The organism is Coprococcus sp. RTP21281st1_F1_RTP21281_210402, from assembly GCF_040915325.1.
GTDB lineage: Bacteria > Bacillota > Clostridia > Lachnospirales > Lachnospiraceae > Coprococcus > Coprococcus aceti.
In genome coordinates this window covers 56,592-80,124 of record NZ_JBCPDQ010000006.1, presented here as the reverse complement: position 1 = coordinate 80,124, position 23,533 = coordinate 56,592, and the positions used below count along the sequence as shown (strand labels likewise).

The 23,533-nt window shown below is 46.2% G+C and carries 24 protein-coding genes; 3 read left to right on the top strand and 21 right to left on the bottom strand.

The window, feature by feature from the left end:
• Positions 1 to 19 precede the first annotated feature (19 nt).
• Positions 20 to 1,072, bottom strand: coding sequence for an L-threonylcarbamoyladenylate synthase (locus AB5150_RS09835; protein ID WP_015534277.1), 1,053 nt, complete (start codon positions 1,070 to 1,072; stop codon positions 20 to 22).
• A 176-nt stretch (positions 1,073 to 1,248) separates the two neighbouring features.
• On the opposite strand from AB5150_RS09835, the gene AB5150_RS09830 reads away from it, so the two are divergent.
• Together AB5150_RS09830 and AB5150_RS09825 are read left to right on the top strand one after the other, a co-directional pair.
• Complete coding sequence (locus AB5150_RS09830; protein ID WP_055271943.1) at positions 1,249 to 2,019, top strand: N-acetylmuramoyl-L-alanine amidase; 771 nt, start codon at positions 1,249 to 1,251, stop codon at positions 2,017 to 2,019.
• Between the two features lie 552 nt (positions 2,020 to 2,571).
• Positions 2,572 to 3,465, top strand: a complete 894-nt coding sequence (locus tag AB5150_RS09825) for an adaptor protein MecA (RefSeq protein ID WP_015534279.1) — start codon at positions 2,572 to 2,574, stop codon at positions 3,463 to 3,465.
• A 64-nt stretch (positions 3,466 to 3,529) separates the two neighbouring features.
• On the opposite strand, the gene AB5150_RS09820 is transcribed toward AB5150_RS09825, so the two are convergent.
• Positions 3,530 to 4,297 (bottom strand): CpsB/CapC family capsule biosynthesis tyrosine phosphatase, encoded by a 768-nt coding sequence (locus AB5150_RS09820; RefSeq protein ID WP_022217525.1) that lies wholly within the window; start codon positions 4,295 to 4,297, stop codon positions 3,530 to 3,532.
• 47 nt (positions 4,298 to 4,344) lie between these two features.
• On the bottom strand, positions 4,345 to 4,557 hold the full coding sequence (locus AB5150_RS09815) for a DUF1858 domain-containing protein (RefSeq protein ID WP_015534281.1): 213 nt from the start codon (positions 4,555 to 4,557) through the stop codon (positions 4,345 to 4,347).
• A gap of 195 nt (positions 4,558 to 4,752) precedes the next feature.
• Between AB5150_RS09815 and AB5150_RS09810 the strand changes: the two genes are divergently transcribed.
• Positions 4,753 to 4,923: a DUF362 domain-containing protein gene (locus AB5150_RS09810; RefSeq protein WP_015534282.1), complete on the top strand. Its 171-nt coding sequence runs from the start codon at positions 4,753 to 4,755 to the stop codon at positions 4,921 to 4,923.
• Between the two features lie 99 nt (positions 4,924 to 5,022).
• Here AB5150_RS09810 and AB5150_RS09805 read toward each other — a convergent pair whose 3' ends face one another.
• The 18 genes from AB5150_RS09805 to AB5150_RS09720 all read right to left on the bottom strand — a co-directional run.
• Positions 5,023 to 7,740 (bottom strand): hypothetical protein, encoded by a 2,718-nt coding sequence (locus tag AB5150_RS09805; RefSeq protein ID WP_368291755.1) that lies wholly within the window; start codon positions 7,738 to 7,740, stop codon positions 5,023 to 5,025.
• A complete protein-coding gene (locus AB5150_RS09800; RefSeq protein WP_015534283.1) occupies positions 7,741 to 8,298 on the bottom strand; it encodes a hypothetical protein in 558 nt (185 codons plus the stop codon).
• Between the two features lie 96 nt (positions 8,299 to 8,394).
• Positions 8,395 to 9,471: a 6-phosphofructokinase gene (locus AB5150_RS09795; protein ID WP_015534284.1), complete on the bottom strand. Its 1,077-nt coding sequence runs from the start codon at positions 9,469 to 9,471 to the stop codon at positions 8,395 to 8,397.
• Positions 9,472 to 9,524: 53 nt separating this feature from the next.
• Positions 9,525 to 10,124: a recombination mediator RecR gene (gene recR / locus AB5150_RS09790; RefSeq protein ID WP_022217523.1), complete on the bottom strand. Its 600-nt coding sequence runs from the start codon at positions 10,122 to 10,124 to the stop codon at positions 9,525 to 9,527.
• Positions 10,124 to 10,474 (bottom strand): YbaB/EbfC family nucleoid-associated protein, encoded by a 351-nt coding sequence (locus AB5150_RS09785; RefSeq protein WP_015534286.1) that lies wholly within the window; start codon positions 10,472 to 10,474, stop codon positions 10,124 to 10,126. Before AB5150_RS09785 ends, recR begins: the two co-directional genes overlap by 1 nt.
• Before the next feature lie 48 nt (positions 10,475 to 10,522).
• On the bottom strand, positions 10,523 to 12,169 hold the full coding sequence (gene dnaX / locus AB5150_RS09780) for a DNA polymerase III subunit gamma/tau (protein ID WP_055280322.1): 1,647 nt from the start codon (positions 12,167 to 12,169) through the stop codon (positions 10,523 to 10,525).
• Positions 12,170 to 12,238: 69 nt separating this feature from the next.
• On the bottom strand, positions 12,239 to 13,645 hold the full coding sequence (locus AB5150_RS09775; RefSeq protein ID WP_022217522.1) for a DUF6382 domain-containing protein: 1,407 nt from the start codon (positions 13,643 to 13,645) through the stop codon (positions 12,239 to 12,241).
• Positions 13,614 to 14,060 carry a hypothetical protein gene (locus AB5150_RS09770; protein WP_015534289.1) on the bottom strand — a complete coding sequence of 149 codons (447 nt, stop codon included), beginning with the start codon at positions 14,058 to 14,060 and terminating at the stop codon, positions 13,614 to 13,616. The genes AB5150_RS09775 and AB5150_RS09770 overlap by 32 nt, the downstream gene beginning before the upstream one ends.
• Before the next feature lie 34 nt (positions 14,061 to 14,094).
• Positions 14,095 to 14,838, bottom strand: a complete 744-nt coding sequence (locus AB5150_RS09765; RefSeq protein WP_055146220.1) for a hypothetical protein — start codon at positions 14,836 to 14,838, stop codon at positions 14,095 to 14,097.
• A 193-nt stretch (positions 14,839 to 15,031) separates the two neighbouring features.
• Positions 15,032 to 16,480: a DUF5702 domain-containing protein gene (locus AB5150_RS09760; RefSeq protein ID WP_015534290.1), complete on the bottom strand. Its 1,449-nt coding sequence runs from the start codon at positions 16,478 to 16,480 to the stop codon at positions 15,032 to 15,034.
• Between the two features lie 11 nt (positions 16,481 to 16,491).
• Positions 16,492 to 16,662: a Flp1 family type IVb pilin gene (locus AB5150_RS09755; protein ID WP_015534291.1), complete on the bottom strand. Its 171-nt coding sequence runs from the start codon at positions 16,660 to 16,662 to the stop codon at positions 16,492 to 16,494.
• A gap of 28 nt (positions 16,663 to 16,690) precedes the next feature.
• Complete coding sequence (locus AB5150_RS09750) at positions 16,691 to 18,022, bottom strand: immunoglobulin-like domain-containing protein (RefSeq protein WP_015534292.1); 1,332 nt, start codon at positions 18,020 to 18,022, stop codon at positions 16,691 to 16,693.
• A 13-nt stretch (positions 18,023 to 18,035) separates the two neighbouring features.
• Positions 18,036 to 18,788 carry a type II secretion system F family protein gene (locus AB5150_RS09745; protein WP_055271948.1) on the bottom strand — a complete coding sequence of 251 codons (753 nt, stop codon included), beginning with the start codon at positions 18,786 to 18,788 and terminating at the stop codon, positions 18,036 to 18,038.
• Positions 18,782 to 20,038, bottom strand: a complete 1,257-nt coding sequence (locus tag AB5150_RS09740; RefSeq protein ID WP_015534293.1) for a CpaF family protein — start codon at positions 20,036 to 20,038, stop codon at positions 18,782 to 18,784. Before AB5150_RS09740 ends, AB5150_RS09745 begins: the two co-directional genes overlap by 7 nt.
• Positions 20,035 to 20,979, bottom strand: a complete 945-nt coding sequence (locus tag AB5150_RS09735; protein ID WP_330410625.1) for a hypothetical protein — start codon at positions 20,977 to 20,979, stop codon at positions 20,035 to 20,037. The genes AB5150_RS09740 and AB5150_RS09735 overlap by 4 nt, the downstream gene beginning before the upstream one ends.
• Positions 20,980 to 20,983: 4 nt before the next feature.
• Positions 20,984 to 21,499 carry a prepilin peptidase gene (locus AB5150_RS09730; protein ID WP_022217516.1) on the bottom strand — a complete coding sequence of 172 codons (516 nt, stop codon included), beginning with the start codon at positions 21,497 to 21,499 and terminating at the stop codon, positions 20,984 to 20,986.
• A 165-nt stretch (positions 21,500 to 21,664) separates the two neighbouring features.
• Positions 21,665 to 22,048, bottom strand: a complete 384-nt coding sequence (locus tag AB5150_RS09725) for a hypothetical protein (RefSeq protein WP_055271950.1) — start codon at positions 22,046 to 22,048, stop codon at positions 21,665 to 21,667.
• Between the two features lie 157 nt (positions 22,049 to 22,205).
• Positions 22,206 to 23,533: ATP-binding protein (locus tag AB5150_RS09720; RefSeq protein WP_368291752.1), on the bottom strand; the 1,328-nt coding region annotated here is incomplete at its 5' end.

Genomic DNA, 23,533 nt, shown 5'->3' with positions numbered 1-23,533 from the left:
ATATTTTTTTCGAAATTAACTAACAGCTTATTATCCTGTGTCCTGCAGCCTTGATGAGACGGTTCATGATGGCGTAGCCCATGTCCCCCTCCTCAAATGACTCGCTGTATATATACTGTGCACCTATGTCATCACAGGTTCTGAGCAGACTGTACAGTCCGGCAGACACAGTTATCTCGTTCTTCTTGCTTCCGGCATCGTATACGTTCTCGCATACTCCGTCATCATAAAGACTGACATTGTCAGTGTCACACAGTATCGCAGTCTTGTATCCCTGTGCCTTTTTCTCCGCAACAAGACTTCTTATCTTCTCAGCAGCAGCCAGTCTATCGCCCTCTACTATGCTGAGTTCTCCCTTTGGAGCATAGTGTGTGTACTTCATCCCCGGAGCCTTAGGTCTCAGAGCATTGTTCATACCTGTTATCGCCGGATCTATAGTCACATCGCCAACGATATCCCTTATCATCTCCGGAGTGATATATCCAGGCCGTAATATAGTCGGTCTGTCCCCGGTCATGTCCACTATCGTCGACTCTATACCGATTCCGACTGCCCCACCGTCGATGATCATATCTATCCTGCCGTCCATATCCTGCTGCACATGCTGCGCAGTGGTCGGGGATGGTCGTCCGGACAGATTGGCACTTGGAGCTGCGATATACACTCCCGAATCCTTTATGAGCCTCATGGCAACCGGATGTGATGGCATCCTGATGGCAACCGTATCAAGTCCGCCAGTGGTCGTGTGCGGAACGACCTCTTTCTTGTTGAGTATGATGGTGAGTGGTCCCGGCCAGAATGCTTCCATGAGCTTCTTCGTGTCGTCACTCACTGTCTCCGCCAGTTCATACACGCTTGATGTCTCTGCTATATGGACTATGAGCGGATTGTCCGATGGCCGGCCCTTTGCCGCATATATCCGATGTGACGCATCCGGATTCAGCGCGTCTCCTCCAAGGCCATACACTGTCTCTGTCGGAAATGCTACAAGACCACCTCTCTTAAGTATCTCCGCCGCCTGCTCATACATGCGGTCGTCATCCACTCCTGCTTTTGCAATTATAGTGTTCATCACTTTACCTTCTTCTATAATAAATTGTTATCGCTTCTATATTATTGCATATACGCCCATATTTTAGCCCAGCACCGCATGTGTGTCAAATGTTTAGGCTATATTTGGGTAACATATATCATATAACGTCCGCCGCCGTCATATAAAATAGTAATTACACTTCCCGGGTATCACCGATGCGTACTTCCACCAAATTATACATACTTGTATTTGCCATAATATTTGCAGTAATACTTCCTCCAATCCTCTGCTACATATTTATAGTCCGTCCCGCAGACCATACAGCCGGGCAGGATACTTCCACCAATACAGGAAATGGGCGCGCATCCACCGAAGGTTTGGGCACCACAGATGCGGCAAAATCATTTACGATCCTCATCGATCCGGGACACGGCGGATTTGACCCGGGTAAGGTCAGCCCGGATGGGATCATGGAAAAGGATATAAATCTGGCCATCGCCTCAAAGCTGGCATCGGCACTTACGGATCAGGGATTTTCCGTGTATCTGACCAGAGACTCCGACAAGTCCCTGAACAGTGAAAATGCATCCAGCAAGAAGACTTCAGATCTGAAAGCCCGCACCAACCTCGCCACAAATGTAAACGCTGATCTCTACATCAGCATCCACCAGAACAGCTATTCAGCCGAGTATGTCCACGGAGCGCAGGTATTTTATTACTCCACTTCCTCCGGTGGTAAAGCCTTGGCGGAGTGCATCCAGGAGCATCTCATCTCCGAAGCCGATCCATCCAACACACGGGCAGCAAAGGGCAATTCCGAATACCTTGTTTTGCGGGAAAGTCCATGCACCGCCGTCATCGTTGAGTGCGGCTTTCTGAGCAACACAAAGGAATGTTCCGATCTGTGCAATGATGAATACCAGACCGCCCTAGCAAACGCCATCTGCAATGCAGTCTGTACATGGCATGAACAGCACGCCAAATAAAACCAGGAGCTCTGCTGTGACAGCGGCAGAGCCCCCAAATAGATGTTAAGTGTAATTCTGTGCATATAATTATGTTCTATATGCTACTGCTGCCTTTTAACCCCCTATAGGCATCACCCCCAAATAGTTTATTTTTCCAGCCCTGCCATGCAATGTAAAGACAGATGTGTTGTGATGTATTATTCTCCTTTTATGTGCCATGTGTCAGTTATGGAAATGTGTGAGCACTGTCATATCACTATCTCTGGGAATTGTATCTGAGACGATAAGAATCAGACAGAATTTGTAGAAAAATAAAGAAATGAGCTCATCTAAATATCCTGAGCACGTCCCGCTCACAACTCCACAATAACGCATAAAAAGCCATTTTCCAACCCCATTTGAGCATATTTTATGAAATTTTCATAAAAGTATACATAACGTAGAATTAGGGATATTTTTTCACGGAAAATTCCAATATTTTCTCCATATATCCTATTTACTTGCTTGACAAATGTGGTAAACTATAATACACATTTTAATACCATTAAATTATTGAAGGGGGTCGATTCTATGAAGATTGAACGTCTAAGTGAAAATCAGATAAGATGCACACTCAACAAAGCCGATCTCACCGAAAAGCAGCTCAAGATCTCCGAGCTTGCCTATGGCACACCGAAGGCAAAAGAGCTCTTCAAGGATATGATGCAGCAGGCATCTGTAGAATTAGGCTTTGAGGCTGACGACACTCCACTTATGATCGAAGCCATACCGGTATCACCAGATTGTCTCATACTCATTGTGACAAAGGTTGAAGATCCGGAAGAACTGGATACCCGCTTTTCCAGATTCTCAAAGACCAGCGAATATGATATTGATGACGATGACGAATACATGGATGATGATGACATAGATGACGATCTTGACGACAACGATGAGTCCAGGGATAACAACGGAACCATCGCAAGACTTGAGATCAGTGGATCCGGTTCCGTTCCACAGGGCGTAAGAGAGGCACTTGAGGGCATTTTCAACACCATATCCGGACTTGCCGGAACCGCAGGAGATTTTGCCGCTGCGGCAAATGGCAGCAATACATCATCTGATGACAGCACCACAGGCACTGCCGCCAGTACAACAGGCAGCACAAAGGAATCAGGTTCAGCAAGGGAGAGCATGTGCTCACTGTACATCTTTGACTCACTTGCAACCATCATAAGTGCAGCAAAACAGGTTGCTTCTTTCTACTTCAGCGAGAACTGCCTGTACAAGAATCCTTCCAACGGAAGATATTATCTGGTTCTCACGAACAGCAATAACACAAGCCAGGAATTTGTGAGAGTCTGCAATATCCTTGCAGAATACGGAACAGCACAGAAGCTCACATATGCCATGCCGGCACATTTCAAGGAGCACTTCACCGCTATTATGCCGGAGGAAGCACTTCAGACACTGTCAGCATTATAAGTAATAGCCAGAGATTCCGGCGCAGCAAAAAAGACGTACCGCACAAGCGATACGTCTTTTTGTTTTATATGTCAATATCATCATTCTCGATAACTGCTTTTGGATTGGTGTAGAAGAGCTCCGTCATGTAATCCTCTCCATACTTTCGCTCTATGTACTCAGCACACTCCCTGAGGTATGGTGCTTTATCCTCTGAATCCAATGCATCACTTGCCACAAAGTGAACAAGCTCTCCCTTGAGAAGCTTTCTCGAAAAATTCTTGATGTCATGTCCAAGATCTCCAACCACAGCCGATGCACTTATCTGTACATATGCACCAAACTGAATGAGCTCCTCGACCTTGTCCTCATCTTCCTCAAGGCATTCATACTGTTCTACATTGGCAACTATCGGTATATATCCGTCCATATTGATGTCTCTTATAGCTTCAGATATCGTCTCAAAATCCACATCGTAAGGGAATCTGATCATAACATACTTGCTGTCTGCCATGGAATCCAACTGACCAGATATGATCTTCTGGTGGTTCTCATCGTTATACTCTATCTCTCTTCCAAGATAGACTCTGTAATCCGGATCTATCTTTCCAGCTTCAACATTGAGCTGTTCCACAAGTCTGTCCAGTTTGTCTCCATCCATTATCGGATTCTTCTTGTTGTATGGCGGGGTGGCAACTATCGTCCTTATTCCCTCATCATACGCTATTCTGAGCATCTCTGCCGCTTCCCGGAAATTATCCGGTCCATCCTCTGTTCCCGGTAAAATATGACAATTAATATCTATCAGTCCAAATATTCCCTGCCCGGGAGGATTTGTTCCGTCTGTCTTCATATATCTCTCCATCCTTTATAGTACACCTGGTTACTTTGGCAAGTATACTACTCAGCCTCCTTTTTTGCAAGATAATCATTGATCTCCTGCTCAAGCTCCTCTGCATCAAGTCCGTGAACGGCTGCTGCCTCCTCAAGACTCTCTCCTGCTGCGGCAAGGCATCCTATGCAATGCATACCTGCTGCCATCAGTATTGCTGCATTTCCTGCATCAACTGCAAGAATGTCATTTATAAGCATGTCTTTACTTATCTTTACCATTATTTATATCCTCCTTAGATTGCGCTCTTACTCAGCATTCACATTATATTATACCCAATTTTAAATGTCTATCCCTTTTATTGTTACTTATTGATAAAACCCGTTGTTGATAAATATTATTATCACTTGCTAATTAATGAGTTTTGTTTTACAATAAGCGTGTGATTATTTTTACTTTATAAGGAGGAAACAATTATGGCATTCGTTATTGGCGATTCATGTATCGGTTGTGGTTCATGTGCTGGTGCTTGTCCAGTAGGTGCTATCAGCGATAATGGCGGCGTATTTGTTATCGATGGTTCACAGTGTATCTCATGTGGTGCTTGTGCTGGTTCTTGTCCAGTAGGAACAATCGCAGAGGAGTAATCTACATGATCCGTAACATTCGGATCCATGCTAAGTAACTTATACTACAACTATTATAAAGAAAACGGAGCGGTAACTCGCTCCGTTTTCTTTTTATCTTTATTCCTCAACATAAGTGTAGGATTCATTGTGCCACTGGAGCATCATATCCGTATACTCATCTCTTGACACAACTATCTCCTTGTCCTCGACAGGATCATAATATCTTATGTCTGCCTCATTATAGCTCACTATGAGAACATATCTGCCATCGCTTATCCTCGATATTACCGGTATTCCCGAACTCACATAACCGAGGAGCATATCCAGCGAAAGACCTGTAACATCTATGCCCTGTCTCTTTCCAAGAGAGTTAAGAGCCTCGACAGGATCTGTATACTGTGCTATATCATCCTCTGTCACCTGTACTCCCTGATACGTCAAAACCATGTACAGACAGTCGCCGAGTGACGCATCCACACTTCCCGTACTGCGATGGAATATTCCAGAGGCAATGGTGTTGTATTCCTGGCTCTCAGCCTGCCTGTATATTACCTCGCCTTCGCTTGACACCACTATACCTGATACAGACACTGCATAATTTATCGCATCACCCGCCACGTCATATATCTTTGAAAGTCCAAGATTGTCGTACACATGATAGGTCACCTTATCACGCACTACTGTCATTATCATACTTGCAGCATCAGGATCTATCTTTTCCTTTGTTATGTTCAGCGCCGGTATATAGCTCAGATACATATTTGACGGGACCGTAAAATACAGCCTGTCATATCCGGTTATGGATGACAGATGGGTAGTTCCTATCGTCTCCTTTGTATCGTCCTCCTTGAAGGTTATGAAATCATCGTCCACAGACTTGAATCCACTGTCGGATTTCTCTCCTCTTGTCAGATACAGCAGATTCGTATCCACATCAACCTGCATCAGATAATACCCTCTCTTTGCGTATTCCTTTATCTGCTCGCCATCGCTGTTTACTATATACAATCTGGATGCAGGTATGTTATCTCTGGACTCCTCGCTGTACCTCGTACCAACAAACGACTCGGCATCCACATCAACCTGCGCATCAGATATGCTTGACACTCCGTATACCATATCTGAGTCCTTAAAGCCATAGCATATCAGACATTCCCCTGCTCCGGCGGTTATCTCATAACTCTTTCCGGTATGCATATTCATCAGAGTCAGCTTTGTATTGCTGCTCTGGTCCTCGCTCTCTCCATACGCCATAACTTCCATGTTCACCGACACCTTGACATCGCTGGCTGACAGTCCCTCCGCAATATAAGACTGCTGTCTCGTCTTCATGTCCACGGCGTTCACCTTTCCGCCGAGCATGTAATAAAACTTATCTCCGTCGTAATATGTCAGTCTGGAGGTCTCGCTCTTCATAGCCTCATAAGGCACATTGCACTCGACGAACAGAAGCTCGTCCACCTCCAGAGTCGTATAATCAAATGTATACAGCGCAACTCCGAGCTTTCCCTCATGATCTCCGCTGTTCATATATCCATACACCGCAAATGTCATATTTCCATCTTTGTCAAAGCTTATGATGTTCATGTCATGGTCGGCGTAAGTGTTTGAGTCATTTGCATGGTCATCCATTCCTGATCCGTACACCAGAGTTATCTGTCCATCGCCGTAGTCATACATCCAGAGCTGTCCATTTCTCACAAATGCGATCTTCTTGTTATCCTCTGTATAGCGGTATTCCAGATCATCCGATGACACGATACCTATCTCATACACATTGTTTATGGCATCTATGCCGTCTTTGTCAAAATACTCGTCCACATATCTGTCATAGCTGAGCATGGTGATCTTCGGCTCAGTCTCCGTAACAGTATCTGCATCCTGTTCATCCGAATAGGCCTCATCATACGAAGCTGTTTCGTCAAAATATATTCCATCAGTGCCGGCTCCGTCCGCCTCATCAGTCTGGCTGGCAACAGGCACATCCCTGTAGCTGATCTTATAGAACTCCTTAACTGTATAATAGCTCATGACATCCTGCGATGTGATGGACATGGCTTTATATTCCATCTCGATCACCGCATAGTTAACATCTATCTCCTTTATATATGTGTTTACATCGCTTATAACCGTAGGCTTAAGTCCATCCCAGAGGAGATCCGAGTATGCATTTGCAAGGTTCACATGTCCCAGTCCGTAGGAATCTCCCGTTCCGCCGCCCGTGTATTCCTGCTTGTAGGTTCCTATGACAGATTCCGACTCCAGCTTGTCAAATGCAAATGTCGCATCGTGGAAATCCTTTGCGGCATTCAGCAGTTGAGACTCATGATAATTGTCATTTACGACCACTCTGGTATAGTATGAAGCACTCCTGCCATCACCGCTCTTAAGCTTGACAACCAGCATATACTCCATATCCTGCTTGAGATCCATTCTCGCACTTATATCAAGCACATCGTAGCCATCAGTTCCCGAGGCCGCCTCCAGATCACCCTTCTCTATAAGGGAATCTCCGGATATCGACCTGATCTCATACGAATACGACGCATCCTTAAATGCATCATTCTCCACCATTATCTCAAGATTCTTATTCTCATCTATCGGCGTCACAGAGTCCCTGAGAAGTGTGAGGTCGACCTCCCCTGTATAACCATGCATACAATTGAGAAGCGAATCGCCATAGCTCACATAAGCTAATGGCAGCTCTGCATCCTTCATCTCCGCAGCCAGATTCTTGTAACTTCTATTCTGAAATATATTGACCAAATATATTGTGATCACAAATATTGCTGCCATCACAAGTATTCTTACAAGTACATTTATTTTCTTCTTCACTTAATAAAACCTTCTTCTACGTCTTCTATGCCTGTCGCGTCTCATACAGAATTCATTGCACACAAGCAGTTCGATTATATTTCTCATAACACAATTGGCGCATCCGGGTCCCTCTGGGACATATGGCGGTTCCTCGTACGAAGCTTCACCTGCCGAAGCCATTCCTGCATAACAATCCTCCGATATCTGTCCACTTTCGCTCAGATCATCGTACACCCTTCGCGCAACACGGCGCATCTCTTCTCTGTCAGGATATTGAACAAGCATCGGACTGCCCTCATACTCGAGCTTGTCACACTCCTCCTCCACGGCCATGCTGACCTTTCGGAGTTCTTCCGGGTACATCTCCTTCATGTACTCAATATCCCTCATCATTTCATCTGTCCCATCATCACAGTCAGGAAGCATGATTCCTGTAGAACTCATACTGTATCCACCAGTCTCACCCATACCGGGTATCACAGGTGTCTTGATATTATAGACATTTCCATCCCTTATAAGCCCCCTGAGGTTTTCATCGTCCGGGCTGTAAGGAATATACTTAAATTCTTCACTCATACAAATCTCCCTATCTGCATTGTTGTGTGTCTATTACATAGATATGCAGATGGGGAGAATGTGTGAATATCTCTGTTACTTTTTTCAGAGCTTACTTTATCTGTCTCCGAATGAGATGCCAAGTGTTCTTGCCTCGCTGATGATGTCGTCATCAGGAGATACGTATTTGAGCTTTCCTGCACTCTCTGAGAGTGGGATAGCTGTAACCTTGTTGTCAAGGAATACAACAAGCTTTCCAAAATCCTTTGCCTTTATGAGCTCTGCTGCCTTTGCTCCAAATCTTGATGATATGACTCTGTCATATGCATCCGGACTTCCACCTCTCTGGGTATGTCCAGGTATTGCTATTCTTATATCCTGTGTTGTGTACGCCTTGAGCTTATCAGCCAGCTCATACGCAACTGATGGATATGGATTGTTGGCTATCGCTTCTTTTCTCTTCTTCTTTGGAAGCTCTGCGATCTCCTTCGGAATAGCACCTTCGGCAACTGCAACTATCGTGAAGCCCTTGTTGTCCTTTGTTCTCTTGTCTATAGCCTTATATACCTTATCGATATCGTATGGGATCTCCGGGAGCAGGATCACATCTGCGCCACCGGCGATTCCGGCGTGGAGAGTTATCCAGCCAACCTTGTGGCCCATAATCTCAACGATAAAGATTCTGTTATGCGATGCAGCGGTTGTGTGGATACAGTCTATTGTCTGGGTCGCTATATCAACAGCACTCTGGAAACCAAATGTCATGTCAGTTCCCCACAGATCATTGTCTATGGTCTTTGGCAGACCGATGACATTGAGTCCCTCCTCACTGAGGAGATTTGCGGTCTTCTGTGAACCATTTCCACCTAAAACGCACAGGCAATCCAGCTTCAGCTTCTTATAGGTATCCTTCATGGACTTTACCTTGTCAAGACCATCCTCAGTTGGCTCTCCCATGAGCTTGAATGGCTGTCTTGAACTGCCGAGGATCGTTCCACCCTTGTTGATAATACCTGAGAAATCAGCCGGCTTCATCTTGATATAGTTGCCTCTAATGAGTCCCTTGTAACCCTCAAGGAATCCATAGATCTCAACCTCGTCAAACAATTCATACAAACCCTTTGCGATTCCGCGCATAGTTGCATTTAATGCCTGACAGTCACCACCACTAGTCAAAAAGCCTACTCTTAACATACTCTGCACCTCTTTCTTTTATTTTTCTTATGTACACAGACTGTCTGTATACATTATAAGTATACTCTTCCCTCAAGAGCCCTCAGAAGCGTAACCTCATCTATACACTCCAGATCTCCGCCTACAGGCACACCGCTTGCTATACGGCTGACCTTGATACCGGCCGGCTTCACAAGCTTTGATATATACATCGCAGTCGCCTCACCCTCCGGGCCTGAACCTGTAGCGATTATGAGCTCATCCACATCTTCATTCTGAAGCCTTCTCATGAGCTCGGATATCCTGATATCCGCCGGGCCGATACCCAGGGCAGGATTTATAACTCCGTGGAGCACATGATAAACGCCATCAAACTGTCCTGTTCTCTCATATGCCGCCAGATCCCTCGGGGTCTCCACCACCATTATCACCTTGTGATTCCTATTTGGTGAACTGCATATAGGACATACCTCCCTGTCAGTTATCGTATAGCAACAACTGCAGTATTTTATGTTCTTCTTTGCATTCACAATGGCATCGGATAACGCCAGCGCCCTCTCCTCAGGCATACTGATTATGTGAAACGCCAGTCTCTGAGCCGTCTTGGAGCCTATTCCCGGGAGTCTTCCCAGCTCTTCTATAAGTCTGTTTACTTCTCCTCCATAAACTTCCATTAGAACGGCAATCCTCCAAGTCCCATTCCACCTGAGATCTTGCCCATACTGCTATTGTAGTCATCCTCCTGTGCTCTCAGTGCCTCGTTCACAGCCGATATGATAAGATCCTCAAGTGTCTCTATATCATCAGGATCAACAACCTCAGGATCAAGCTTGATCTCCATGAGTTCCTTCTTACCTGACACCTTTGCAGTGACAACTCCTCCACCTACAGATGACTCATACACCTTATCCTCAAGTGTCTTAGTTGTCTCCTCCATCTGCTTCTGCATCTTCTGTGCCTGCTTCATAAGATTGTTCATATTACCAGGCATCATACCTCCTGGGAAACCGCCTCTCTTAGCCATTACAATAGTCCTCCTTATTCTGATTAAATAATTTATAATATGATATCATCATTTCTTATCTATTGGAAAGTTGATCTTGTTCAGGTTCAGTATATTCTCCGTCTCAAGCCTTCCATTATCACTGTGGGAATTCCTTGTACAAAGTATCTCAAATTCAATCTCTCTTCCAAGATATTCCTCGATCACACTCTTCACATGCTCCACATTCTCAGGCTTGTCAAAGTATAACTTCGGCATATCGTCATCCGTCAGCGGGATCATGAGCAGAAGTCTTCTGTGATCATCAGACAGTATGAGCTTCGTCCTTATGGCCGGATCAGCATCATTTCTCTTGAGATATCTTCTCGCAGGAACCGACAGCTTCTCCAGTATATCATTCCAGTTCTCCGCAGCTCTCTGCAGATCCTCGAACTCTGCCTTTGGAAGCTCATTTGCCAGCTTGTCCTGATATTCCTTCATGCCCTTCTGATCTATCACATCGTCAGCCGGGCTTACGGGGGCAGCACTTTGAACCGGCGCAGCCTGTATGCCATTTGCCTCAAGGTCATCAAGCTTCTTCTCAAGCATCCTTACCCTCTCGATCAGACTTGTGGTATCAACCTCCATCTGTGGTCTGCACAGCTTTATGACAGCCATCTCAAGCACTATCCTCTTCTGTGAGGAATACTTGATGCTGGCGGCTGTATCCGAGAACACGTTTATATATCTTACTATTGTGCTCTCCTCCATATGACCGGATATCTCTCTTATGCGTTCCAGATTCTCCTTGGTCATATCCAATCTGTCGCCCTCCGCCGAGGACAGCTTGACAACGAGTATATTCCTGAGAAACCATGTAAATTCATTTACGAAACGGCCAAGCTCACGTCCCTGCCACACAACTTCGTCAACCACATCTATGGCATGTTCAACATCAGATTCCAGCACGCACTCCAGAAGTCTTGCAAATGTATCTATGTCCACAGCTCCTATGGTCTCAAGCACATTATCATATGTAAGCTTCTGTCCGAGATTGAATGCAACGCACTGATCCAGAATAGATAAGGCATCTCTCATGGAACCATCGCCGGATTTTGCGATATAATCTATCGCCTTCTTATCCGCATCAAGTCCCTCCCTGTTCATAAGCTCCTCCAGTCGATCCGAGATGACATCCACCGGGATACGTCTGAAGTCGTACTTCTGACACCTTGACGATATGGTTATAGGTATCTTGTGGGACTCCGTGGTAGCCAGTATGAATATTACATATGATGGCGGCTCCTCGAGAGTCTTTAACAGAGCGTTGAACGCTCCCGGGGACAACATATGAACCTCATCTATGATGTATACCTTATACTTGCCCTCAGTAGGAGGATATGCTACCTCCTCCCTTATCTGCCTTATATTGTCAACACCATTGTTGGAGGCCGCATCTATCTCAATGACATTAAGCGATGATCCATCCGATATGGCTCTGCAGCTTGCACATTCATTACATGGGCTTCCGTCCACCGGATGCTCACAGTTACATGCCTTGGCAAATATCTTGGCGATCGAAGTCTTACCTGTTCCTCTCGTACCGCAAAATAAAAAGGCATGACCAAGTCTATCATTCTTAATCTGGTTTCTAAGAGTGGTAACTATATGATCCTGCCCCTTTACCTCATCAAAAGTATCAGGTCTCCATTTTCTATATAAAGCTACATACGACATCACCAATACCTACCTTTGTATCATAAAACTCACACAGACTATTATATCTGAATTTACATTTTATATCAATCAGATAAGCAATATTTGAATATGGTATTGCCTGGTGCCTATACACAGAACATCTCTGTCCGCAAGCTGCCAGCTCCTGCCCGCCGGAAGCCTGATCCCATTTATGACAGTTCCATTTGTGGAATCAAGATCTTCGACATAGATCTTCTCTGCATCCTCGTATATCCTTATGTGCCTTCTACTGACGCTGATATCCTCTATAACCTGATCCGCCTGTCGTCTGTCCCGCCCCAATACAACTCCCTCCGGCGTCACCGGAAATTCAGTAGCCACAATGCCTCCGTCTTCGATCAGTCTCACAGACAGTCTCTGCTCCTGTGCGGACTCTCTGCCATCGAGATTATGCTGTGTAAGCAGGGTTGTACAGTCATCCTCCGAGCCAAGCACCGTGGTATCGCCAGGTATTTCGTCAGCCAAACTTACATGTTCCAATGCATCAACATTCTGTTTTTTAGGTCTTCTGTTTTCATCTTCCTCCGCATATCGCAGCTCTGAGCACTCCACGCCCTCCTGTCCCCGCCGTTCATCCTCAGCAGCAGACAGCTTCCTCTTCATCTCCACATAGACAAATAACTCCACGGACAGCACGATGAGTGCCAGCATTATAAATCTCACATCCGCCGCATGCCCCTGTATATAAAATTGAACAGCCGCTATTCCCGTAAATGCCGCCACAGTAAATCCTATGAGTATGAAAAATATCCTATCATATTTGTTTTTCTCCGTTGTCGGTATCGTCAACGCCGCCGCACTGCTTTGATCCGTTCCGAACACCTCATCCATCAAAAGCTCCTGCTCACGGGCCGCAGCCAAAGATTCCACATTTCTTTTTCTATTGCCGGAGCAGCATTTTTCCTGCTCACGGGCAGAGACCTCATCCACATATTTCTGCATCCGCTCCATGTCATAATTTGCCGACACCACCATGTCATATATCTCATACATAAAATCCACAAGCTCAGTGTCCCTGTGATCTACCCTCTTTATGATCTTCTCCACAAGATTCTTTATTCCCATTCTGACATCCGTTCCCTGTCCCGGCACATACACGTATCTGAAACTCTTCTCTGCATCCGAGTAAAATATCTTGTCGGATTCTATCAGAAGATTGTCCGGCTCAAGCATGTATTCTCCCGTCTCCATGACCACACTGCACAACGATCTTATGAGAGCAACAGCCTGCTCCATGGACATTATCCCCCTGTCAGATATATCGTCCAGGCTCTTCATGCCATTTATTTTGCAGTATATGAACATATCTCCGTTGATGGCCCTGAATTCCGGCTGTATTATTCCCTCGACAAAATTATTGTACAGCATGTCCGTCTCATAGGAATTTATGGCTGCTGCACTGACCTCCACCACAAAAAAAGTGTTAATTCCCTCTACCTGGCAATAACTTACCATATTCCTGCCACCTCCTAAGTTCATTTCCTACATCCCTTATCTCCTGTCTGGCCGCAGTCTTTCTGTCACATCTGCCGTCATCTATCAATATCTGTATCCCCGGAAATGACTCTCTGTAAGTTATCTCCGCAACCAGATTCTTCCCATTCATGGCCATTTCCGCATTCACACCATCGGCACATATCACGGTCTCGGATACATTTGTGGACATCGCTTTCTCTGCACTGTCCGTATCCCCCTCACCACTCTCATTGATCCTGTATTCCTCTCGGTTGTACAGTACCAGATATGCCTCCCCCGATGCCGCCGCATGGTTAAACGCTATAAACAACATGTTCATCACCACAAACACGGCACACACAAGTATCGGTGTTATCAGGCACATCTCCAGAACTATAGATCCATTGTCATCCATATATCTGACTCCTCCTGTCTTTTCTTCTCTTCTCCTATCTTTTCCCGCACTCAGAGCACTGAGGAAGTCCCCCGCACTCTGACTTTTTCTTTCTGTATATCGTCCGCTTCAAGCCGGAGCAGCCCAGCGAATAGTGATATTTGTCTCCCTGTTCAGTGACATAGATCACACCATTGCTTTTATATCTTCCACAGATCCTGCACGCCGAAAGCCCGGAATATCTGTCATCCAGAACCTCCCCACTCACGCTTCTCACAGATATCCTGATATGGTAACAGCTCCGCGAGTTGTGGTACACCGAACCATTCTCAGCCACATACACATACTCATCATCATCGTCATCATCCTGCGACCTGTCATATCCCAGGTACGCCCTCTGTCTTATCCTGTCCACGCACCCCACGGTAGATCCTCCGGCAAATGGCAGATTGATCTTCAGCATATATCTGACCTTGAGGCACACAAATCCGTCATCCGACAGCTCTGCATTTATCACCTTAACCCCGGACATTCCGCCGTCGACATATGTGTTCACCGTGCCTTTGTCATCTATGTACTCCCTGATCTTCCTGTTCGCCAGCACGAGCGACACACCATCTGCCATACCTTCAGCATACGGCCCCATGTCCGCGCCCTTTTCGGCTAGCTCATACGCATAGCTGTATTCCGCAAGATACGCAGCCGTCTCATGTAAGCCCTCATATATCACAGTCCGTGTCCGTATACATCCGGCCATGGCAAACACAGTCAGCATGGCAAATATAAACACTGGCAGCACCAACGATGCCTCCACACTGGCACTACCACGGTCACATCCCAAAGGAGCTGTCTTATATATTCTCCTGCCATACCTGATCCGAACAAAATCTATAGTAATATGCGCTTGGAGAGGCGATTTATCTTTCATATATTTACTTTTCAACATACAACAAGAGAACATATAACACCCCCCTTCAGGATATTTTCATATCTCAATAACTCACACACTGCCTGAAGCTGTACCTGTACAGTCCGTCATCTATCTTCGATACGCCCTCGTGATCTTCTATAAACGATGCAAATTTCCTGTCCTGACTGACCTCAACATCAAATGTCAGAGAATACATCATATTCTTCATCTCAAACGACTCATCCGTCTGTCTGAAATTAAGCTGTATAAGATCCGCCATCCTGTAATACATGCCTCCTTTATTCTCTATCAGAAGTATCGCCAGATAATCCCTGTAGCTCACAGCATCCACGCCTTCATAGTCCACGGAATCCAGATTCATCAGCTTGTCAAGATTGTTGATGTCCGTCACCCAGTATTCGTCTGTCTTCATAAACTGAACGCTTTTGCCGTCAAGCAGCAGCCTTATATCAACAATTGTCTCAGCATAAGCCCAGCATCCGAGCAGCAGATATTTCGCCGCCCCATAGGTGACCCCCGGCACAAGAGCCAGCACCGCAGCTATGGATGACACTTCGGCCATCTTTGCGCTGTCTGAGAGCAGATATGCCAGATTGAGCGGCAGTCTGTGAAGCACTATCCTGTTCACGACCCCCTGCAGATTGTCATGGTCATTATCCTTTCCGGCGATAATGTATTCCACCTCACACTCAAATGGTCTGTCCTGTTTCCTGTCAGTAAATGTATTGAAATTCGCCAGTGCATACCCGACACCATATATGTCATCCACTATTCCGGTCTGTGATCTCTCTCCATCCAACATGAGCTGCCTCTGGAATTTATCCAGATCGTCAAATTCTATGTCCTCCCACTGTCTCGTATCCTCCGCCTGTCCGTCTGACGGAAAGCCATCCAGATCGTATGCCTGATCTGACACCACCCGCCCGGATGGCGTGACAACATTCAGAAGTCCACCTGTCAGGATGCTTTTCAGCGCTTTTCTAGGATCCGTACCGCTCCAACTGCTCTCATCCTGATTCGACTCATTCTTACCATTTTCCACAGCTCCAGAAGCATCCTCCATGGCCTTATCCCCGGATGTTATCATCTCAAGAATGTCTTCTATTCCCTTCTCCTCCATGTACACCTTCATATGGTCGGTTATCTGCAGCTTCATATTCTCGCAGTCATTCTCCAGAAGTCCCCTGCACTCTGCCAGCGCCACATCTTCAACGCTCATATTGTCGCCCTGACCATTTTCCAGAGTATATTCCAGATAATCCTGCGCCATCTGCTCAAGCTTTCCCTCACCGTGTCCGCCAAATGTGCTGTCGACCGCCAGCAGATGATACTCCTCAAACAACTCCTTGTCGTACGCCGCCTTCACATCACAGGCTGCGCCCTCGGCCGCCATTGCGGCCTTGGCACTGCCCATTCTTATCCGCGCCATCTCAAGCACGGAGAGCCCCAGAAGCAGCATGGAGATCAGGATTATACTCAGAAAAACCGTTACATGTCCCTGATTTCTCATACAGCTCCCCCTTAATATATCTTCTTTGCACTCTTGTTGATCGAGTTCCATATGTTGTTCACCAGAGAAGTTATCTGCTGCTTGAATATGACGCACATCGCGATCAAGACCACCATTATAAGGATTATTTCGACCACTCCCATACCTGACTCATCTTCCATAAAATCTTCCCATCTCTTCATACATTTTTCCTCCTTAAAACTTATTATCTTAAAAATTTATTATTGCGGGCAGCATGACTATTACCATGACCACTCCCAGCAGAACCACCATCGGAAGAAGCAGCTTTGTCCCGGCTTCCTCCCCCTTTCTCTTCGCCATCTCCTTTCTGGTCTGCATTGCGTTCTGCTCCTCGCCCGCCATCATGATCAATATATCTCTCGTGCCTTTCTTCACATTCTGTGACAAAAGCGACATGAGCTTTATATACATCGGCAGATTTATCCTGTGCCCCATGTTGTAGTAAGCCTCACTCTCGGATACTCCTGCCTGGATCTCATTTAGCGTATAAATCAGTTCCCTGGTCAGAACACTCCCGCCCTGATCCGTACCGGCACAATCTTCCCTGCCACTCTTCACTATCCTTGCAAATGCACCTCTGACCGTGACTCCTGCTCCAAGATAGAGCGTCAGCTTATCCACAAGCTCCGGGTACTCCGACATGAGCTCGTCGGATCTCTTTTTTTCCATTCCCTGGATCTTCGACCTGTTTCCACCCCATATACAAATGGCTGCGAAACCACCGAGAAACAGTATCATAAGACCGCTTCCGCCTCCCGAGGTGGGCCTGACCGCATATCCGTTTATCTGCTCCGGCAGCGCCACCTCGCTCGAATCTCCACTTCCCGCCTGTATCTCCCTGATGCCTTCCCTTATATCCTTCAGAGCCTTTTCCCTGCCTGTCTCTTCCCTTCCGCACACGCGTATCTGATATGTTCTCTCCGCGCTCAGCTCCCTGTATGTAAGAACAGCCGTGATGGACACTATTCTGTCTTCTCCCTCCGCTATATCGCCGATACGTCCATCGGACGACACCAGCTCGTTGTCCTCGCTTATCCACTGCACATCGAGTCCGAGCGCATCCAGGTGATCCACAAGCTCCAGATCATATATCACTTCGTCGGGGGATTCATTTTCCCCAAGATACAGGTCTTCAATCTCACCAAATCCCTGCTCAAACACTGCTTCCATATCGTCAGGATCATATTCCAGCGGCATGACATCCACATCAAAATCAGTCTTTTCTCCATCTATGTCAGTCTCCAGAGTGACGGTGGACACATCCCCTCCGTACCCATCTCTGGTGAGCACCACCTGATGAGGCGCAAATGCTTCCTTTGCCACAAGGATCACCGCAAGAATACATGTCACCAAAAGCGTCAGCAGGATCTTCGCAATAATGTCTGTGTACATCTCCGCACATTTATCCCTCGCCGCGGCATCCGTACATATGTATACCCTCTTTATCTTCGTGAGCATCTTGTCATTGTCCATATGCGGTTCTATCCAGCCGTATATTTTTCCCGCAGCCCTTTTCAGCATATCCATCATCCTTTCACATATGTATATCTGTGATCTTTCTGCCCCATATCACCGTCGCCGCCGTGATCACCAGACACGCACTCATGGCAGCTATCCCCAGAGCATTGCCATACAGCGCATCCATATATCCAGGATTACACACCCTCAGATACAGAATGATGACAAATGGCATGGCAGACATGATATTCTGCTCCAGCCGTTTTGACGTTATCATCGTGTCTATCTCTTCCTCCACTTCCAGACGCCTGTCAATATTTTCAACCATCTTCTTCATCATCCTGATGAGATTTCCCCCGGAGCCCTTTGCAACTGCGACCACATGAGCAAATTCCTTCACATCCTGAAGTCCTGACCTGTCCGCCATATCCCTCAAAAGACTTTCAACATCAGAGCTCATCTCAAGGCCGTTTATTATGAGCAGCATTTCCTGTCTGATATAAGATTTCCCCTGATACATTCCGTCCAACTCGTGACAAGCTGGAACAAACGCTTTTTCCAATGAATATCCCGCCGCCATATTTGCGGACAGGGACAGCAGCATTTCCTTAAATTCATTATTAAGTTTATTCTTTCTCTGCCGGCATTTACCATCGGCAATTTTCCTGAGAAATACCAGAATCCCCGGCGTGAACACCAGGCACGGTATAAGACTGTCAAAGAAGAGCACCGACACCATCACCGCTATGACTGAATACACAGCGATACCGGTTACGATTTCCCTGACACTTAGTTTATAAGAATCATAATCTATACCCTGTCTCAGCACACATCCCTCCTTGAATCACTGCTCTCATTAACGCTTATAAGTCCAGCCGCCACGAGCTTTGATGTGTTATGAAGATCATTTATCTTTCTAAGCATTCCTTCCACTCGCCCCCTGTCCTTTCCCATATTGCTCTCATGAAATTCATACAATTTATTCATGACAAATTCACCTCCTTCCAGTCCTGTGACCTCGCTTATCTCTATACATCTTCGGGATCTGTCCCTCAGTCTTCCAAGCTGGACAACTATGTCCACCGCCGACGCTATCTGCTGCCTTATCGCCAGAACAGGCATATCCGCACCCATCAGAACCATGGTCTCAAGCCTCGTCAGCATGTCCCGGGCAGAGTTTGCATGTCCTGTTGACAGGCTTCCATCGTGTCCTGTGTTCATGGCTGTAAGCATATCTATCGCCGCCGCATCCCTGACCTCACCCACTATTATCCGTGAAGGTCTCATTCTAAGGCTCGTCTTGATAAGATCCCTTATGCTCACCGCATTTTCGCCCTCGACATTTGCACTTCTCGCCTCAAGGCTCACCAGATTGTCGATGCCCGCAAGCTGAAGCTCCGCCGAATCCTCTATCGTAACAATTCTCTCATCCGCCGGTATATACCCTGACAGGGCATTCAGAAATGTCGTCTTGCCCGCGCCGGTTCCTCCCGAGATGATTATGTTGTAGCCCGCCACGACCAGATTCTTCAGGAAATCAGCAACCTCCATGGTGACTGATCCGATCTCCACCAGCTTGTCCATGGTCATCTTGTCCTTCGGAAACTTTCTTATGGTCATCACGCTGCCGCTCAGGCTCACCGGCGGCAGCACCACATTCACTCTCGAACCATCCTTAAGCCTTGCATCCACTATCGGCGATGCCTCATTTACTATCCTGTTGCACTCCGCTACGATGCTCTGGATTATGGTCTTGAGCCGTTCCTCGCTCTCAAATGCCTTGTCATACCTGTACATCCTTCCTGCCCGCTCGACAAATATATTGCTGCAGCCATTTATCATTATCTCAGTCACCGCTTCATCGTCGAGAAGCTCTGACAATATATCAAGCCTCCTCAGACTGTTGAACAGTTCCTTCTTCAGCGCAAGCTTATCCCTCACGCTCAGCACATTCCCGGACTCAGATTCGAGAATACACCTGTCGATCATATCGCTGACCTGCTCATCTCCTATGTCACCCGACATATCTATACTCTGCATGACCTTGCTTCGTATCAACTGTCTGTCATCCTGTTTCATCTTCTGCTTCCTATTTCACTTTCTATAAATCTCAGCATCTCCGCACTTCCCGGAACCGCCAGCGGCACGTTCAACCTGTGCAGCCTCCGAGCAATCTTGCCGAGCTCCCTTCTCTCCAGAACCCTCTCGAACATCCCAAGCTTGTCCTGGGACAATTCATCCTTAAGCTCAGGAACCATTATCTCGTCAAATGCCCCAAGTATCGCCAGATCCTTGAGAACCGCCTGTCCCATATCAAACACAACCGTTGTATATCTGCCCCATCTGCGGAACTCGTCTATGAGCCACACCATATCCTCCGTGTCCAGCTCCAGTGCATCTATGTACGATCCCAGATATCCAAGCACGCTGTATTCCTCAAGCTCCACGATATTTTGCTCCATATATCCGGTCAGATCCGGTGACCTCTGTTTCACCAGATATATCACATTCGCCAGAACGTCCTCATGGTCGTGAAATGCACTGTACTCCTCCATGCCCACATACAGGCCGCCCCGCACCTCATCATTCATGCACAGGCTGACCGCAAGGTTTGTCTTACCACACCTCCCTATGGGTGATATAACTGCATACGACCTGAACAGCTTTCTTCTGCGGTCCGTATCGTCTATATTCATATATCTGAGGATCTCTGAAGAAATGTTCCGTACCCTGGAATATTTGAATATCCTGTTATGGCTGATCTCTTCTGATCCATCGACTCTATCCCTCGTCATAAATATCATCCGGCAGGCCACCGGCACTTTGCTCTCATCCAGAGGAATATTCTCATCCATCAGCAGAACATCCAGAGTCTTAGTCTCAAGATACCCATACAGTTCTCCCTCCGATGAAAATGCAAGCGCAAACAGCGGATTGTCCCTGTCCGAATTGATATGGTTCATAAGACTTATCATGTAAGCCCTGTCACCATCCAGTATTCCAATCTTGTACTGCTGAATTTTGTCACCTCCACTCTGTAGTGCACACGTAATACATGACTCCGCCCATTATGGCAGCAGAGAAATGTACCCTGGACTTCATCAGATTCCTATAAAATTGTTTTGTTGAAATTTCTTTACGATTCGTAACTGACATTAAAACTTCTTTTAAAAGAAAAAATAAAGATATAACTCCTCCGGCCAAAAAGGAGTAAACAATCACCCGGATCACATCGGTTCCTACAAATGTGCCAGCCGTCGCCAGCAGCTTGATATCACCTGCCCCCAAGGCTTTTTTGTGAAATAATACAAACAAGATCACCACAGGAATAACACAGCCTGCCACACTGCTCAGAAGTCCATCACACGGTCCTCTGACAACTGCCGACATCAGGAATCCCTGTATCATGCCAACTGCGATAAGCCTGTTCGGAATCCTCCAGTCTCTGAAGTCCGATACCACCGCCATGCTCACAGTTGCGATCAATGGTATTACATAATATATGATCTCTGTCCTCCCTTCTCTCTGAGTTGTAAGCACACCTTACACCCTCTCTCAGCCTTTGTAAAGGGGGGATTTCATAAAGAAAATTTTATAAATTGCGGCTATATACAGGCTGTATATTGCCCAATTTCAATATACAAAAAGCCCGTCCTGTTACGAACGGGCTTCTGATTTTACAGCATGTATATATAATTTTTTTTACTAAAATTGTCCATTTCCCATGTTCTGATTGTTATTTGGGTTCCGGTTATAGTTCTGGTTAGGACTCTGATTAGGATTCATATCAGCCTGCTTCCTTGCCGCCATGGCATTATCAATGTTCTGTATCTCGCTCCTGCTTATGGCTATACTGTCCTGAAGAACCTTTACATTGTTGAAATACTGGAGCAGCTCCTGAGGTGGATTCTCCTTGTTCTGCTCGTAGAAATACTTGCCAATCTCGACCATGTTCCTGTCGATCATCTGCACCTCATTTGATATCTTGTTGTTGAGCTTTGCCTTCTGCGCTGCGTCCTTCGTCTCATCCACCGCATTATTTGCAAACTTCTTGGTCTTGTTGAACACATCCTGGAAAAAATCTGACATATCATATACCTCCATGTAATATAGATCTTTCTTTATCTGCCTTAATATATCCATGTAAAACTAAAAAAACCGGGAATATGGGTGTTGATTCCATAATCCCCGATTTTTAATTTGACTTTGTTTCTCACTATGTCATGTATACTTATGACCTTTCACATCAGTCGTCTATGTACTTATTCAGTGTATCAACCACATCATTGAGATTATAAGGCTTTGCGATATAATCATCAAGCTGGTTCTCAAGGATCCTCTCCTTGTCACCGAACATGGCTCTCGCCGTAACCGCAATGATCGGAAGTCTCTTTCTCTTCTCCTTGCGCTCTATCTCCCTGATCTCCTGTGTAGCTGCTATACCGTCCATAACTGGCATCTGTACGTCAAACAGTGCCGCATCATATATCTTGGTCTTGAACAGTTCAACAGCCTTCTGGCCATTCTCAGCTATATCGTATGAGAATCCTGCCATACCGAGAAGCTTACCGATAACCTGCTGGTTGACCGGCTCATCCTCTGCAACAAGTATCCTTGCCTTGCTGTGTGCATTGATGGAGAATACCGCTGGCTCCTCCTTCTCCTTGAGAAACTCATCTGCCGCATCCGCAGCCTTGATGACCTTGAGAGGTATCTCAACAATAAATGTTGAACCTATATCTTCCTTACTCTGAACTGTGATGTTACCACCCATCAGCTCAACGATCTGCTTGGTGATGACAAGTCCCAGACCTGAACCACCGTACTTTCTTGTATCTGATGCATCTACCTGGCTGAATCTTATGAACAGCTTGCTCATGTTAGCCTCTGAGATACCTATACCGGTATCTGCAACTGCCATTCTGATCTTAATCTTGTTGTCCCCATCATCCATGGATGCTATCTTAACTCTTACGCTTCCCTCGGATGTAAACTTGATAGCATTTGAAAGCAGGCAGTTGAGAACCTGCTGGATTCTCTGTCCATCACCGCGGACAAGCTTTGGAATATTGCTTCCAAATGAACAGTCGAGCTGCAGTCCCTTGTTGGTTGCGATCGGAACCTGTGCAGCAACTGTGTCCTCAATGGCAGTCCTGATGTCAAATGTCTCTTCCTTGATCTTGTACTTACCAGCCTCAAGCTTGCTTATATCAAGAATATCATTGATAAGTCTGAGCAGTGTGTCTGCACAGTTCTTAGCTGTGATAAGGTTATCTCTGTAATCAGCCTGAAGATCCTCAGCCATAAGTGTGAGCTGGAGCATACCGAGAATACCGTTTATAGGTGTTCTTATCTCGTGGCTCATGTTTGCAAGGAACTCGGCCTGTGTCTTGTATGCTGCATTCGCATCCACGATGGCCTTGCTGAGCTTCTCCTCAGTCTCCTTCTGCTTGGTCACATCTATGACTACCATGTTGATGTAATCAGCCTCAGACTTATACATAACCGTGTTGAACACCTTCTGAAGTGACTCCATGGTGATCTCAACATCCATCAGATCTCCCTCTTTGGTGC

Coding starts and splice junctions, on each gene's coding strand:
- AB5150_RS09820 (WP_022217525.1), bottom strand. CDS start 4,297: ATGAAGACAGACGGAACAAATCCTCCCGGGCAGGGAATATTTGGACTG.
- AB5150_RS09800 (WP_015534283.1), bottom strand. CDS start 8,298: ATGAGTGAAGAATTTAAGTATATTCCTTACAGCCCGGACGATGAAAAC.
- recR (WP_022217523.1), bottom strand. CDS start 10,124: ATGGAAGTTTATGGAGGAGAAGTAAACAGACTTATAGAAGAGCTGGGA.
- AB5150_RS09770 (WP_015534289.1), bottom strand. CDS start 14,060: ATGGATGACAATGGATCTATAGTTCTGGAGATGTGCCTGATAACACCG.
- AB5150_RS09740 (WP_015534293.1), bottom strand. CDS start 20,038: ATGAAACAGGATGACAGACAGTTGATACGAAGCAAGGTCATGCAGAGT.
- AB5150_RS09750 (WP_015534292.1), bottom strand. CDS start 18,022: ATGCTGAAAAGGGCTGCGGGAAAAATATACGGCTGGATAGAACCGCAT.
- AB5150_RS09835 (WP_015534277.1), bottom strand. CDS start 1,072: ATGAACACTATAATTGCAAAAGCAGGAGTGGATGACGACCGCATGTAT.
- AB5150_RS09795 (WP_015534284.1), bottom strand. CDS start 9,471: ATGTTAAGAGTAGGCTTTTTGACTAGTGGTGGTGACTGTCAGGCATTA.
- AB5150_RS09785 (WP_015534286.1), bottom strand. CDS start 10,474: ATGGCTAAGAGAGGCGGTTTCCCAGGAGGTATGATGCCTGGTAATATG.
- AB5150_RS09725 (WP_055271950.1), bottom strand. CDS start 22,048: ATGTCAGATTTTTTCCAGGATGTGTTCAACAAGACCAAGAAGTTTGCA.
- AB5150_RS09825 (WP_015534279.1), top strand. CDS start 2,572: ATGAAGATTGAACGTCTAAGTGAAAATCAGATAAGATGCACACTCAAC.
- AB5150_RS09755 (WP_015534291.1), bottom strand. CDS start 16,662: ATGAAGAGATGGGAAGATTTTATGGAAGATGAGTCAGGTATGGGAGTG.
- AB5150_RS09830 (WP_055271943.1), top strand. CDS start 1,249: ATGCGTACTTCCACCAAATTATACATACTTGTATTTGCCATAATATTT.
- AB5150_RS09815 (WP_015534281.1), bottom strand. CDS start 4,557: ATGGTAAAGATAAGTAAAGACATGCTTATAAATGACATTCTTGCAGTT.
- AB5150_RS09775 (WP_022217522.1), bottom strand. CDS start 13,645: ATGGTAAGTTATTGCCAGGTAGAGGGAATTAACACTTTTTTTGTGGTG.
- AB5150_RS09810 (WP_015534282.1), top strand. CDS start 4,753: ATGGCATTCGTTATTGGCGATTCATGTATCGGTTGTGGTTCATGTGCT.
- dnaX (WP_055280322.1), bottom strand. CDS start 12,169: ATGTCGTATGTAGCTTTATATAGAAAATGGAGACCTGATACTTTTGAT.
- AB5150_RS09760 (WP_015534290.1), bottom strand. CDS start 16,480: ATGAGAAATCAGGGACATGTAACGGTTTTTCTGAGTATAATCCTGATC.